Origin of the sequence: Oligella urethralis DSM 7531, from assembly GCF_000372065.1 — a bacterium.
Taxonomy (GTDB): Bacteria; Pseudomonadota; Gammaproteobacteria; order Burkholderiales; family Burkholderiaceae_B; genus Oligella; species Oligella urethralis.
On sequence record NZ_AQVB01000027.1, the window covers coordinates 1 to 13,515 of the forward strand.

Sequence of the window (13,515 nt, forward strand, 5' to 3'; positions counted from 1 at the left end):
GTTGCGGCTATTGCCGTCCGTTTTAGCGCCTCTGGCGTGTTTACTGTAGCCAAGGTGCTCCTCTAGCTCAGCGGCTAAGGCTGTCTCATACAGTTGCTTGCGCAGCTTGTCTGCGAGTGCTTCAATGCTATCGCCATCGCTCGGCTTTAGGTCTAATTGCTTGATTAACGATTGAATGATGTCGTCGTCTTTAGTCATGTAACTTTCCATGTGAAATACTCCTATGAAGAATATCGGATTAAAGGAAGTTACACAAAATTATTTACAGGCCCCAGCCCGGCAGAATAAAGAGATTGTGGCCGTACAAAAGATTGGGCCAGAGGGAGGTAAATATTTCGGCAAAGATGAAGCACTCGCAGGGAGTGCTTTTTTATTGGGTGACGCTAAGAAAGCGAAAACCGAAGGCATCATTTTAGCTGAAGGGTTTGCGACCGGTGCCAGTCTTAATAAGGCCACAGGTCTACCCGTTCTCATCGTGTTTTCTGCTTATAACCAGGTTAACGTTGCGCAAAGCATAGCCAACTTGGATGCAAAACATGTTTTTATCGCAGCTGACAACGACCAACAAACCAAAAATGCTGGCTTGAAGTTTGCTAACCGAGCGGCTGATATTTTAGGCGATAAAGCCACGGTACTGATGCCACAGTTTAGTGAGCTGGATGTAACGCAATTTCAGGCCAAGCATGGCCAAGACAAATTTCCGAGCGACTTTAATGATTTACACGAATTAAAGGGTATTCAAGCCCTTTCTGATTATTTTGACCTGGGCGCTCCAGAGAAAACAACGCAAGACATATCAACCGAGGATCATCTTATGCAAGACAACCGACAAGACTACGACATTCCGGAAAACTACGACATTCCAGAGCGACCTGCTTACCTGGATGATGTGCCTATGTTTGATGACAGTGGCCAACCCATCTATGATGCAGCACCAGTTAACCGAATTGAAGCCGACCTGGAACGAATGGCAAGCAAGCCAATTAATGAACCAGACGAACCGGTAAAAAAGGCTAACCAAGAAGGGCCAGCAAAGCAAGCTGAGGCTACTGAGGAAGTAGATACCGGTGTTAAACAGCCAGCCCAGGAAACACCCTCCCCTACGCCCTCTAAAGAAGCGATCGTAACGGACTTGAAGTACAAAGCACCGCCTGAGTCACTGCACGGCAAATACATATATAAAGACGGTCATTATGTTGACCCGAATCAGCGCACCACTATTTTTGAGGACAAAGGTAAGCACCTAGTCACCACCCGTAATGACGTAAAAACCGTGCATGACATGCTGGAGGTAGCCAAGGAAAAAGGTTGGACACACGTTAAATTGTCTGGTACCAAGGAGTTTAAGCGCCAGGCGTTTATTGAAGCGGAAAGCCAGGGCATCTCGACATCAGGCTATCAACCAACACAAGCCGATTTAGCTATTGTTGAAAAGTTGAGGCAAGAACGGTCGCTAAATAAGATTTACGAAGTGCCAGAGCAGGAACAAACGGTTAATCCTGTAGCACCCACCCAGGCACACAATAAAGAACCTTCAGCACCTGAAGAAGCTAAAGCGCCGTCACAGCAGGAACAAGCGCCCGAAGAAGCTAAAGCACAGCCACAGAAAGAGGAGCAAACGCCTGAAATGAAGGCAAAAGCAGCATCTGAAGCGGCCGAATTGAAAGCGCAAAACATGGCACCGTCTGATGCTTTACTTGAAACCTCAGCGAAGGCTGATATTGACTCAGACGTTAAAAAAACTGACATAGGCGCTCAACAGATACCAAGTGAAATTGCTATTGCCGTCGATAAGATTAAGCAAAGCGGCTTGTCCAGCAGCCTAAGTAAACGAGGCAAACAGGTTTTCAATATGTATGTTGAACTCGGTTCTCAAGTAGCTGCCGGCATGAATAAGCATTTCCGAACTCAGGCAATGCGTAACCTGGATACTAATATGGATAAGGCCATTAATGGTACCGCTTTAAACATGCCTGAACCAATTAAGGCAATGCACGAGAAAGAGCGTCAAGTGACCGCCCCTACCATCCAGGTTAAAGAACAGGAACGCAACCAGGATAAAGTCATGGAGATAGAGCGATGAAATATGAGTTAACCGGTGACACACTAACGTTTCAGGGTCTCCAGCTCCACCGGATTTGTGCATTAGTTGATCTACCAGAAATTGGGGTTAAAGCTGGTGACTTAGGTGGTTGGATTGAAAAGGTTGAGAACCTGAGTCAAGAAGGCAATGCCTGGGTTGCTGATGAGGCTAAGGCGTATGACAGTACACAAGTGACCGGTAACGCCTTATTAAAAAATCATGCTGTGGCCTTTGATCAAACCTTGCTAACGGATGATGTGGTTGTTTCGGATTATGCGGTGATTTCCGGAGAAGCGGAGATTCAAGGAAAAGCCAAAGTGTCCGGTGGGGGTTTAGTAACCGGCGTATCCTTACTGGCTAATAAGGCGCAAGTTAGTGAGTATGCGCAAGTGGTTGATAGCTCAGTGCTTGATGAGGGCAAAGTTTTACATAGCGCTCAAGTGCTGAATGGATCAGAAATTCGTGACAAAGCGATAGCCTTTGGCAATGCACAGATTAGAAACGGCTCGGTATTAAGTGATGAAGCTCTGGCGTATGGCCAAGCGATTTTATCTGGGGTTGAAATGTACCATCAATCACAAGTGCATGGGAACGCCAAAGTCGCTGCTCCAGGTTCTCAGTTATTTGATAACGTCAATATTCATGGCAATACCGTCATCAGCAATGCGGTCTGGATACACGATCAAGTGAAAATAACAGGCGATGTGATGATAGATAAGCGCCAGGAGATTAAAGGCGACTTCACCATATCATCACAGGCTCAGATGGAATCGTTTTATAAATGGGGGGTTATCAACGAGAGTGTTAAGGCGCTACCTGAAAGTCATCAGGCCGATGGTAAAGCGCTGCTGGACTTAGCCACAAAAACAATCAGTGTATTGTCACCTCAGATGCAAGAGCTAGCTTTAAACAATGTCCAAAAGCAGTTTGATACACTAGCCAAAGCACACAATGAACAGATGGAGATACATCATGAATGATACGAAAAAAGATTTACCTGAAGGCCCTATTTTTGTTACAGAGGAAATGGAAGAACAATGGCGCAAGGAAGGTGAGGACGTGGATCGTATGCCACACACCTTTTATCCGTCTGACCCGACCAAACGACCAGCCTCGCCGAAAGACGGCGAGAGCTGGCAAGAGTTTATAAACCGTATTAGTCAAGAGAGTGAGGCAAATGGGGATAAGCGTTGAAAAGGCTAGAGAACTAACGGTTGCATTTACTCAAGACTATCCAGGGGCGTTAGAACTAGGATTCAAATTTAGGGATACGCCAGTTGACCTGTATGGCGACAGAGGCGTTAACCTACCGATGATGGCAGGCTACCGCTCCAAGTCACAGGCCAACTCTCAGGGGCTAAAAGGCACCATAGATGTTGCACTAAACAATGTGCCTAATGAAGAAGAGTTTATTAAATCTTTAAGGCACGAAGTGTTAGGTCATTACGGCATCAATTCCTTTGCGCCTGAAGATAAAAAGTTATTGCTTGAGGGAATTATTGAAGCCAAGAACGACTTACCATTTAAGAATTTATGGAATTATGTAGTAAAGCATTACCCAAATGAATCGATTTTAATGCAGGCAGAGGAAGTTTTAGCCTATCGGGTGGAAACTCTTGAGCCTGAGTTACATAAAGATAACCCTAATGTTCATTCAATTGGCGCTAAGTCTTTTCAAGATACGTGTGTTGAAAAATCTAGACTGATGACAGTTGAGGATTTAGATAACATTACGCTAATGATAGCCCAAGGCATTAGGGATAAAACAAGGGAGCAAAAAACCTTCCCCGTTTATGGGATTTTCGGTAGGCAGGCAGATAGACAAACACAGACAGAAGAACTGCTCGATAAGATTTTGCAAAATCTGCCGCCTGATACACAACGGATGGCACGGGAAAACGTTGAGAAGGCACGACAAGCCCAATCACCGGCACCTGAACATCATCAAGATATGGAGCTTGACTTATGAATACAGTAAATCAACCTGAGCATCAATCTTCTGAGGCGATGACTCAGGAGGAATATGAAAGAGATCATCCTGAAGAAATCAGAGAAGCCACGGATGAAGAAATTGAAATGATGGAGTACGGAGATAATGAAAGTGACGTGTGAAACCTTTCTTAGCCTCTGATTATATAAAACGTAACACAACCGCCCTAGGATAAAACCTCGGCGGTTTTTTTGTACTTACAGCACCCTCACGGGTGCTTTTTTTTGGAGTTGTTTATATGAAACAACAAAACAACAAGTTGAAATTAAAATTAAGTATCTTAGCATTAGCATCAATATGTTCAAACCAAGCATATTCCAATCCCTGGGGAAATGTGGGTTATAACAAAGACAGTGGTCAATTTTATTATGTAACTGTTAGAGAAGCAGGTCAGGCAGGAAATGATGAGTATACTTATCACCCAATTTTTAAATTGAGTGACTTAACAGATAATACTGAGATTGCAAAGAAAGCAGATAAGACGTATGTCGATGCTCAAAATGTGGCTCAAGATAGTAGATTATCCGCAATTGAAACCAAAAACACGGCACAAGACAATCGTTTAACAGCGGTAGAAGAAAAAAATAAGTCTCAAGATGCTGAGATTGCAAAGAAAGCAGATAAGACGTATGTAGATGCTCAAAATGCGGCACAAGATAGTAGATTATCCGCAATTGAAACCAAAAACACGACACAAGACAATCGTTTAGATGGTCACGATCAAGCGATTGCTCGTATTGATGCTAAAGATGCAGAGCAAGATAATCGTATTTTTGCTAACGAAACCACTATCGCTAAAGGCTTAAATTTTGCTGGTGATACAGGAAAATTTAATCGTCAATTAGGGGATAAAGTGACTATCAAAGGTGATAAAAATATCAGCACAGTGGCTAACGGTGGTGTGATTAACTTAAACCTGTCTGATAACCCTGTATTTGATGGTGTGGTAACGGTAGGTAAAGGTATTACGGTATTATCCTCTGCCAAAATTGATATGGGTGGTAATGTTATCGGTAATGTTGGCAAAGGGGCTATTACGTCTGGCTCTAAAGATGCCGTCACAGGCGGACAAGTATTTGATTTAGCCTCAGATGTGGCTAAAAACTTCGGAGCTAGTGTTACAGTTACTAAAGAGGGACGCTTAACTGCACCAAGCATTCAAGTGACAGATGTTAAGACAGGCAAAACAATCACGCATAACAATATGGGTAGTGCGTTTGAACATGTGAATGCAAATCAAGTCGTACATACCGCTCGTTTAGATGGATTGGATACCAAAACAGATTATACGGCTAACAGTGTAGCCTCTATTATTGGAGGAGACTCAAAAGCCTTATCAAATGGTATCATAACGGCTCCAAACATTCAAGTGACAGATGCCAAGACAGGTCAAATACACACTCATAACGATATAACAAGTGCTTTAGAGCATGTAGATGCGAATCAAGTAGAGCATACCGCTCGCCTAGATGGCTTAGATCGCAAGACAGCCAATTTAAGTGCCTCCCTAAATACGACAAAAAAACAAGCATTTGCCGGTACAGCCTCTGCTCTTGCAGTAGCTAGTTTGCCACAAGCGTGGAAACCGGAGCAAACTGGGTTAACGTTGGGAACAGCTGTTTACCGAGGTCAAACTGGTTATGCCTTAGGCATTTCAAGAATGAGTTCAACAGGTCGTACGGTTCTTAAAGCCGCTTTAACAGCTGATAGCCGTGGTGGTGTTGGTGCTAGCGTTGGCGCTTTCTTGTCTTTTGATTAACTAATCAATCATTGAAGTAAATAAAGCCGTCTGAAGTTCTGACGGCTTTTTCTTTTTTAAGAGGTAAACAATGACTTCCAAAACGGATAAAACAGATAAAGCGGTCAAAAAATCGTTTGCTGAGCAGTTTTCAGAAAAGATTATTGAAATGCTAGAAGCTGGTACCGCACCCTGGCAAAAGCCATGGGATGGACAATCAGCACAACCGGCAGCCTTTAATGCGGTAACGGGTCACGAGTATCAAGGGGCTAATAAAATGTGGTTGTCGATTCAGCCCTTTAATGATCCTCGCTGGATGACGTTTAATCAGGCCAAGTCAGAGGGCTGGAGTGTCAAAAAAGGCTCAAAAGGTACCGCTATTCAGGTATTTATTACTGATCAAGAAAAGGTTAAGCGAGATGAGCAAGGTAAGCCGGTAAAAGATGAACAGGGCCAGGACTTAAAAGAAAAGGAACGCTTGAAGCGACCCTTAGTTAGAACCTTTTACGTGTTTAATGCTGAACAGATTGAGGGTATTCCTGAACTGAAAGTTGAGCCACAGCCGGAACAGCAGTGGGAACCTTTGAAACGGGCTGAAGTGCTACTCAAGGAGTCCGGTGCTGAGATTGAACATTTGGCTATCGACAAGGCTTTTTATCGTCCTTCGCAAGACAAAATTGTGTTACCTATGCCGCAGCAGTTTGACGATGCGGGTAAGTATTACGCCACGGCACTGCATGAGCTTGGTCATTGGACAGGTCACCCTTCCCGGCTCGACCGGCCGCTTGTTAGTGGTTTTGGCACACCCGATTACGCACGGGAGGAATTAAGAGCCGAGATTGCCTCGATGATGGTCGGTCAGGAGCTTGGTATAAAGCATGATCCTGAACAGCATGTTAGTTATGTGGGGGCTTGGATCAAAGCCTTAAAAGAAGATCCCCAGGAGATTGTCCGAGCTTGTGCTGATGCAGAGAAAATCAAAACTTTTGTGATGCAGTTTGATTTGGAAAAGAACCAGGTACTTGATGCGCCAGTAAAGCCGCCAGAGCAGCATACGGCACAGATGGGCTTATTTGAGAACCAGGATAAAACACCTGTCAGTGCATTACCGGAAAGCCCTAACGCTAGAGATGATGGACTTTCATTGGAAATCTAATCAGGAGGGATGATTAATGTTGAGTAAAACCGAATATAACCATTATCTGCGAAACAGAAGTTTATTTCAGCGGCTGCGAGATCGGATACTAGCCAGGTATGGCTATATCAATGTTCACACGCTGGATTTCGCACGTGATGTATCCAAGCGGCTAGATGAACACAGAGAAGTCATGGAAGCGATTAAAACGCACACCACGCTTTTTGAAACACATTGGTGGCATTTTTGGCATATGAAAACAACGGATGATTACTTACAGATTCTCTATGAGTTAAGGCATGGCGTAAGTTGGTCAGCGCATGTCTCAAAGTATCGAAGCTCTGTTAGGGAACCGATCACAAAATGACCTATTTTTAACCGCTTTATATAACCGCCTTCGGGCGGTTTTTTTATGCCATGAGAGAAGTGCATTTAAGAATCAGAAACATTGATGAGGACAAGTATCATCAACTTAAGCATGAGGCACTGATTAAAACAGGCAGTAAGTCGGTAGCTGGACTGGCAAAAAAGCTGCTGATGGACTTATTAAATATCAAGACCGAGCCTAAAGTCAGTGTGGATTCACCTACGACACGTATTGAAGTGAGATTGCCAAAGCCGGAGCTGGAACAGCTCATCAACCTGTCTGCTCAATCTCATATGACACCTAATGCTTTTATTGCAATGCTTATGCAGGGATATTTAAGTGGCGATCCTGTGATGACAACCAAAGAGGTTGAGGCACTCTATCAATCTAATCAGCAGCTGTTAGCGATTGGTCGCAATCTGAATCAGATTGCCAGAGCATTAAACGCTAATCAGTATACTTCGCTATCTTTGAAGCTACTTGAGGAGTTGGAGGAAACAATCACTCAACACACTCAAAAAGTCGGACACATCATCAGCAATAATTGGGATCGTATGCCATGAGTATTAACTATAGAGCCGATAATTGGCTATTAGGTAAAGAACGGTCAATCAAACCTAAGCAAAGCGGCGGTGGTGGTGGCTCAGGCCGACAGCTGCGCCCTGGTACCGCCGTTGATAATCTGAAGGCGGCCGCTTTAAAAAAGCCGGAGGTCATGGTTAAGATTCCCAGGCGTAAAAGTACAGCGGCCACCGGCATGAAGGCAGCCAAGGGTCATATTGATTACATTAGCCGCAACGGTACATTACCGCTAGAGGATGAAAAAGGTAACATTCTCAAGGGCAAGACGGCCATTAATAAGGGCGTGATTGACCAATGGAAAGCCTTTGGAATACCTGAAAAGAGCCGTTATAAAGAAACACTTAATGTTGTCCTATCCATGCCGCCAGGAACGCCGCCAGAAGCTGTCAAAGATGCGGCCAGAGAGTTTGCTAAGCAGGAGTTCAAGGATCATCATTACGTGTTTGTACAGCACTTGGATGAAGCGCATCCGCATGTGCATTTATGCGTGACCATGCGTGATTTTAACGGTAAGCGTATGAATCCGAGAAAAAATGATTTATACGAGTGGCGCTTACTTTTCGCGGAAAAGCTCCGAGAACAAGGTGTTGACTGTGCCGCTACGAAGCGGCAGCATCGAGGCGTGACGCAAAAAGCTGAAAACTCCATGTTATTTAATATGAAAAAACGGGGTGTCGTGCCACGAGTAACAAAAATACAAGCGGCCGAACTCATCGAGGCAATCAGAACGAACAAGCGCCCTGTTCATCCACAATTAAAAGAAATGCTGGACAGTAGAAATTTCATTGTTGAGCAATACGGGCAATTGTCCAAAGAACTGTATATGGCAGGGTTTAAAACAGAAGCCAGAGCCATTAGCAAATTGGCTAAGGAGGTGTCAAATAAACCTGTTTTAACTAAAGCACAAGAGCTGTTTGATAAGGCTGGACAGTCCTCAAGAACATCAGAAATTGAGCAAACTTATTAACTTAATCGAGGTAACTATGACAATATATCAATTTAGTAATGGGGTCGTTTCTAAAGACGATCCAGGATTCGAGGCTGTACTTGCCAAAGCTTACGGCAATCATCAGGAACGGCCTTTATGTCTATGTAAAAGCGCTGGCATCCCAATGTACATCGCCAAAGTTGGCCAACAGTACATCATCAAGCGTATGCCGAATACGGCCGAGCAGCACCATGTAAGCTGCGATTCTTACGAGGCACCGGCCGAGTTGTCCGGTCTTGGCCAAGTGACCGGCACTGCAATTCAGGAAAACACGGAAGATGGCACCACGGCATTAAAATTTGGCTTTTCTCTTAGCAAGTCACCTGGTAGGCAGATGCCAAAAGGTTCAGGCCAGGCAACTGATACGGTTAAAACGGACGGCACTAAATTGACCTTGCGCTCAACGTTGCATTACCTGTGGGAGCAAGCAAGCCTGAATAAATATTATCCGGCCATGCAAGGTAAACGTTCCTGGTACATCATCAGAAAACACTTACTGCAAGCCGCTGCGGATAAGTTAGCCAAAGGACAAAACCTGTCATCACTCATCTACATTCCAGAAACCTTTTTCCTGGACAAAAAAGAGGAAATCGACAGTCGCCGGATGGCCGTATTCAATCAGATTAAAGCAGCTGAGAAAGGCACTAGAAAACTCATGATTGTAGCTGCTGAAGTCAAGCAGTTTGACCAGTCCAGGTATGGGTATAAAGTAGTCTTTAAGCACTTACCAGGATGCCATTTCATGATTAATGAGGACTTATATAAACGTATTACAAAACGCTTTGCGACGGAGCTGGAACTTTGGAACGCACTGGAAAACAGTCACCTGATGCTGATTGGTACCTTTGGTGTTAGTCATGCTGGTATACCTTCCCTAGAGGAAGCCTCCCTGGCAAATGTGTCGGATAACTGGATTCCTTTTGAAAACAGTTACGAGTATGCCTTACTCCAGGCGCTCACAGAGCAAGGGCGAGGCTTTATCAAGGGCTTGCGATACAACATGGCACCAGATAAAGCAATGGCCGCTGCGGTGTTACACGATACTGGCGAGGAGCCGGTGGCATTGTACATTGTTGACCCGAACAACGAAAAGTTAGTCGAGCAAACTAATGAGCTGATCGAGCAAAGCAGCTTCAGATCATGGACGTGGCATACAGATGACAGTATGCCGGCGTTTCCGGAGGTGCAAAAGGTATGAAAATAAAGCAAGTATGGGTATTGGCTTGGGCGCTGGTTTTCTCGCTTCAGGTGCAAGCGGCTGAGTGGATTCAGGGTAAGGTTGTTGGTGTTTCTGATGGTGATACCGTCACTGTCCTCGATGCTGGTAAGCAGCGCTACCGTATCAGGCTCGATCAGATTGATGCACCGGAGAGTAAACAACCCTTCGGTACGGCCTCTAAACGGGCGCTGTCGGACTTAATCTTTAATCGGCAGGTCAAGGTTCAACTTCATGGAAAAGACCGCTACAAACGCTACTTAGGCACGATTTACGTAGGTAGTACTAATATCAATCTTCAGATGGTGCGTAACGGCCACGCATGGGCGTATCAGCGCTATTTACGAGATAAAGCATATCAATCTGCTGAAAAGCAGGCACAAGCTGAACATAGAGGCTTATGGAGCCAGAGAAATGCAGTTCCGCCCTGGGAGTGGAGAAATCCAAAGAAATAAATTGCAAAGCCCCTTTAAGGGGCTTTTTTTAATATTAAGATCCTTTTCCAAGGATATCATAACGTCGCGATAATATCTACATCAGTCCATAATAGATGATTTACACAGTTTTATTTATAGTCTCTTGTGCCGAAACGCGAGAACCCAAACACCGTATTTTCTCCTCCATCAAGGATGTAAGCCCTTTGAATCCCATCAGATGAATACCACCTTTTCCCAACAATCGGGTCATACCCTTCATGGTAACCTAAGGATAAGAGATATTCCTCAAGCTCTTTGATGTCTCGTCTGCCATCATACTCAACTCGAAAACCTTCAGAACGTGTGCCATCTTGTGGATAATATGAAATTATCGATTTATCCGTCATCCCTGGCGCATTTTTAATTTCTTCCGGAGTAAACATTTCATAAGGGATTCGATCCAATCGCGTGTAATGCTGAGAGTCAAATGAGAATATGTAAGGACCATACAAAACAGCCCAGCGAGTGGTAAACACAATACAACAAAATAGTATGACCCACTTCAACCATTTAAGGCTTTTGTTCGACACAAGCAAACTCTTCTCCTAATCCATTTGGAAAATCTCTCATACTAAACTTATGATTTGTTATAACAATATCTTTGTGTAGGCTTACATCGAAAGGCTCAATCTCCTTCATAAAAGATGGTAATTCTCCATATCTTGGCTTAGCATCTTTATGAACCGCAGGGTCAGGAAAAAGCAAAGGCTTAAAAAGCTTGTTCTTGTATTTACCTAACGGCCCGTAATGATCCCAGCGCTCTATAGCTTTTGCTCTACTAACTAACCTCAATTCAGGAAAATAATTCTTAGGGCGAACTGCACGGTAAAACCCCAACAAATTCGACACTAAATCCTCTGCGCTAAAGCCACTGTCTGTTGCCCATCCATACCATTTTCTTTGCATGCCTTCGAAGATAGGAGCCACTTTCATCATCATAGCCAAAGCGATGCGATGCCTTTGATGTAGAGGACGACCTTTTTTTATAAGCCATATAACTGCCTGACCAACGCACATCCCTGAGGCACCCAATCCTTTTAAATTTTTAGTTTCTCTCATAGTCTGTGTATAGACAACACGATAATAAGGCTCATTAGAACGCTCGCCTACTTGCATTTGATGCAATACGGCCCTTATGTCATCCCCCCTAGCATGACCTAAATCAATCCAACCAATCACTTCCGAATAAACCAACCCTGAATCTTCAGTCTGCGCATCACTGGGATCAATTATATCGCTCCGTTTACTCATATCTACCTTTCAATTTATTGTTAATAGCAGCAAGTTACCACAACACTACAGCTAAATCGACAAATCATTTAAAATCATATAGTTATGACAAAGATATGACGTTTCATATTAGCTATTAAAGACTTTATCTCAGCGGAAATTAACATACTGATATCATAGATAAATTGTAGTAATTCAGACCTGATCTGACAGTTACTCGTTTTTAACGGATGTCTGTCAGATTAGATTTGGTTCAGCTTCTTTTCTGCCCAAATCTGTTTACTATCAATGAAGGTTTGCATCGGTGTTCTGCCATCACAATGCCTTCCCTGATGAGTTCTTTGGCTATTATAGTAAATTAACCAGTCATCTAGGTCTTTTTGTAAGGACGCGAGCTCAGCATATAGCTTTTTTCGGAACGTGACTTGATAAAACTCCTGCAGAATTGTTTTATGGAAGCGCTCACAAATGCCATCGGTTTGAGGTGATTTAGCCTTTGTCTTGGTGTGTTCAATACCCGTTAACGCAAGATAAAGCTCATAATCATGATGTTCCACTTTACCGCAGAACTCAGTGCCTCTATCCGTTAAAACTCGCAAGATATTCACATCGTGCTCAGCATAAAAAGGCAATACACAGTCATTTAATAAGTCCGCAGCGGTAATTGGTGTCTTGCTCGTATAGAGTTTGCAATGCGCTACGCGCGTATACGTGTCGATATACGTTTGTTGGTAAATACGGCCTACGCCTTTTAAAGTGCCGACATAAAAGGTATCTTGTGAGCCCAGATAGCCAGGGTGATGCGTTTCAATTTGACCATTGATTTCGTCATCTTCCTTTTTGCGTTCAAGCGCGGCGATTTGCTCATCAGTCAACACGATACCTTGCTGAGCCACTTTATCCTCTAAGGCCTTCAGGCGTTTTTTAAAGTTCTCCAGATCATGTCGCAACCAAATAGAGCGTACGCCGCTAGGAGAGACAAAAACGCCTTGTTTACGCAATTCATTACTCGTTCTAACTTGACCGTGAACTGGATACTCAATGGCATAATTGATGACGGCTTGCTCCGTTTGCTCGTCCACTCGATTTTTAAGGTTAGGTTTACGGCGACTTCGGTCGATTAGGTTTTCTAAACCCACCTTCATCAATGTCGCTCCAATGTCGAAACACTGCATCTTTAAGCTGTCTATTTAGCATCCTATATAAGTGAAAAAAAGAAGGGCTAGGGAAACCGGCCGTATAAATTACCAATTCCTTTGGCTCTTTTTCTGTTCTTACATAATGATTAAAGGTTGCTAAGTTTTCAATGGTTGTGACTGTTGTTTCTTTTCATCAATACACATTAATGTTTACATTATGTACATTTTCGTGTATAATTAAATAATTGAAACATTAGAGGAGATTGTAGTGAAAACCAGCGAATTTAGACGCTGGCTGAAATCGCAAGGTGTTGAATTTAAGGAAGGCTCAAAACACACGAAGCTAACCTACAAAGGCAAACACAGTACCTTACCAAGGCACGCTAAAGAGCTACCAGAAGGCACTAGAAAAGCGATTTTAAAGCAGCTAGGTTTGTNAGAAATGCCNCTAATGGGGCTTTCATGAACACAGCCGCTACAATCCAAACAGGAGAGAATTTGTTATGAAATATCCATTTGTGCTAACGCCTGACGCTCCAGGCTTTACGGTGACGTTTCCTGACTTACCAGA

16 protein-coding genes and 2 pseudogenes are annotated in these 13,515 nt (G+C 43.7%); 13 read left to right on the forward strand and 5 right to left on the reverse strand.

Annotated elements, in window-relative coordinates; all coding sequences use genetic code 11:
* A pseudogene (locus A3GA_RS11660) lies at positions 1–198 on the reverse strand (IS256 family transposase); the annotation flags it as partial.
* A gap of 25 nt (positions 199–223) precedes the next feature.
* Between A3GA_RS11660 and A3GA_RS0110390 the strand changes: the two are divergent.
* The 12 genes from A3GA_RS0110390 to A3GA_RS0110445 all read left to right on the forward strand — a co-directional run bounded on the left by A3GA_RS0110390 (position 224) and on the right by A3GA_RS0110445 (position 10,554).
* Positions 224–2,083 carry an LPD7 domain-containing protein gene (locus A3GA_RS0110390; protein ID WP_026156957.1) on the forward strand — a complete coding sequence of 620 codons (1,860 nt, stop codon included), beginning with the start codon at positions 224–226 and terminating at the stop codon, positions 2,081–2,083.
* Positions 2,080–3,063 (forward strand): hypothetical protein, encoded by a 984-nt coding sequence (locus tag A3GA_RS11880; protein ID WP_018027343.1) that lies wholly within the window; start codon positions 2,080–2,082, stop codon positions 3,061–3,063. Before A3GA_RS0110390 ends, A3GA_RS11880 begins: the two co-directional genes overlap by 4 nt.
* Positions 3,056–3,277 carry a hypothetical protein gene (locus tag A3GA_RS0110400; protein ID WP_018027344.1) on the forward strand — a complete coding sequence of 74 codons (222 nt, stop codon included), beginning with the start codon at positions 3,056–3,058 and terminating at the stop codon, positions 3,275–3,277. The genes A3GA_RS11880 and A3GA_RS0110400 overlap by 8 nt, the downstream gene beginning before the upstream one ends.
* A complete protein-coding gene (locus tag A3GA_RS0110405) occupies positions 3,261–4,052 on the forward strand; it encodes a hypothetical protein (protein ID WP_018027345.1) in 792 nt (263 codons plus the stop codon). The genes A3GA_RS0110400 and A3GA_RS0110405 overlap by 17 nt, the downstream gene beginning before the upstream one ends.
* Positions 4,049–4,195 carry a hypothetical protein gene (locus tag A3GA_RS12200; RefSeq protein WP_018027346.1) on the forward strand — a complete coding sequence of 49 codons (147 nt, stop codon included), beginning with the start codon at positions 4,049–4,051 and terminating at the stop codon, positions 4,193–4,195. The genes A3GA_RS0110405 and A3GA_RS12200 overlap by 4 nt, the downstream gene beginning before the upstream one ends.
* A 116-nt stretch (positions 4,196–4,311) precedes the next feature.
* Complete coding sequence (locus tag A3GA_RS0110415) at positions 4,312–5,832, forward strand: YadA-like family protein (RefSeq protein ID WP_018027347.1); 1,521 nt, start codon at positions 4,312–4,314, stop codon at positions 5,830–5,832.
* Positions 5,833–5,902: 70 nt separating this feature from the next.
* Positions 5,903–6,967, forward strand: coding sequence for an ArdC family protein (locus A3GA_RS0110420; RefSeq protein ID WP_018027348.1), 1,065 nt, complete (start codon positions 5,903–5,905; stop codon positions 6,965–6,967).
* A gap of 172 nt (positions 6,968–7,139) precedes the next feature.
* A complete protein-coding gene (locus A3GA_RS12205; RefSeq protein WP_155966282.1) occupies positions 7,140–7,313 on the forward strand; it encodes a hypothetical protein in 174 nt (57 codons plus the stop codon).
* A 50-nt stretch (positions 7,314–7,363) separates the two neighbouring features.
* The gene (gene mobC, locus A3GA_RS12415) at positions 7,364–7,876 is read left to right on the forward strand and encodes a plasmid mobilization relaxosome protein MobC (protein WP_018027350.1); all 513 of its coding nucleotides are present in this window, start codon (positions 7,364–7,366) and stop codon (positions 7,874–7,876) included.
* A complete protein-coding gene (locus tag A3GA_RS11675; protein ID WP_018027351.1) occupies positions 7,873–8,862 on the forward strand; it encodes a relaxase/mobilization nuclease domain-containing protein in 990 nt (329 codons plus the stop codon). Before mobC ends, A3GA_RS11675 begins: the two co-directional genes overlap by 4 nt.
* A 16-nt stretch (positions 8,863–8,878) precedes the next feature.
* Positions 8,879–10,081 carry a DUF1173 domain-containing protein gene (locus tag A3GA_RS0110440; RefSeq protein ID WP_026156958.1) on the forward strand — a complete coding sequence of 401 codons (1,203 nt, stop codon included), beginning with the start codon at positions 8,879–8,881 and terminating at the stop codon, positions 10,079–10,081.
* Complete coding sequence (locus A3GA_RS0110445) at positions 10,078–10,554, forward strand: thermonuclease family protein (protein WP_018027353.1); 477 nt, start codon at positions 10,078–10,080, stop codon at positions 10,552–10,554. Before A3GA_RS0110440 ends, A3GA_RS0110445 begins: the two co-directional genes overlap by 4 nt.
* A 110-nt stretch (positions 10,555–10,664) precedes the next feature.
* On the opposite strand, the gene A3GA_RS0110450 is transcribed toward A3GA_RS0110445, so the two are convergent.
* The 4 genes and pseudogenes from A3GA_RS0110450 to A3GA_RS12500 all read right to left on the reverse strand — a co-directional run bounded on the left by A3GA_RS0110450 (position 10,665) and on the right by A3GA_RS12500 (position 13,113).
* Positions 10,665–10,958 carry a hypothetical protein gene (locus tag A3GA_RS0110450; RefSeq protein WP_036560713.1) on the reverse strand — a complete coding sequence of 98 codons (294 nt, stop codon included), beginning with the start codon at positions 10,956–10,958 and terminating at the stop codon, positions 10,665–10,667.
* A 127-nt stretch (positions 10,959–11,085) separates the two neighbouring features.
* Positions 11,086–11,826 (reverse strand): hypothetical protein, encoded by a 741-nt coding sequence (locus A3GA_RS0110455; protein WP_018027355.1) that lies wholly within the window; start codon positions 11,824–11,826, stop codon positions 11,086–11,088.
* Positions 11,827–12,047: 221 nt separating this feature from the next.
* A pseudogene (locus tag A3GA_RS0110460) lies at positions 12,048–12,941 on the reverse strand (IS481 family transposase); the annotation flags it as partial.
* Positions 12,907–13,113, reverse strand: coding sequence for a Wadjet anti-phage system protein JetD domain-containing protein (locus A3GA_RS12500; protein ID WP_081606613.1), 207 nt, complete (start codon positions 13,111–13,113; stop codon positions 12,907–12,909). The gene A3GA_RS12500 and the pseudogene A3GA_RS0110460, both read right to left, overlap by 35 nt.
* Before the next feature lie 99 nt (positions 13,114–13,212).
* Here A3GA_RS12500 and A3GA_RS0110465 point away from each other — a divergent pair, with 99 nt between their 5' ends.
* Positions 13,213–13,410 carry a type II toxin-antitoxin system HicA family toxin gene (locus A3GA_RS0110465; protein WP_018027357.1) on the forward strand — a complete coding sequence of 66 codons (198 nt, stop codon included), beginning with the start codon at positions 13,213–13,215 and terminating at the stop codon, positions 13,408–13,410.
* Positions 13,411–13,515 lie beyond the last annotated feature (105 nt).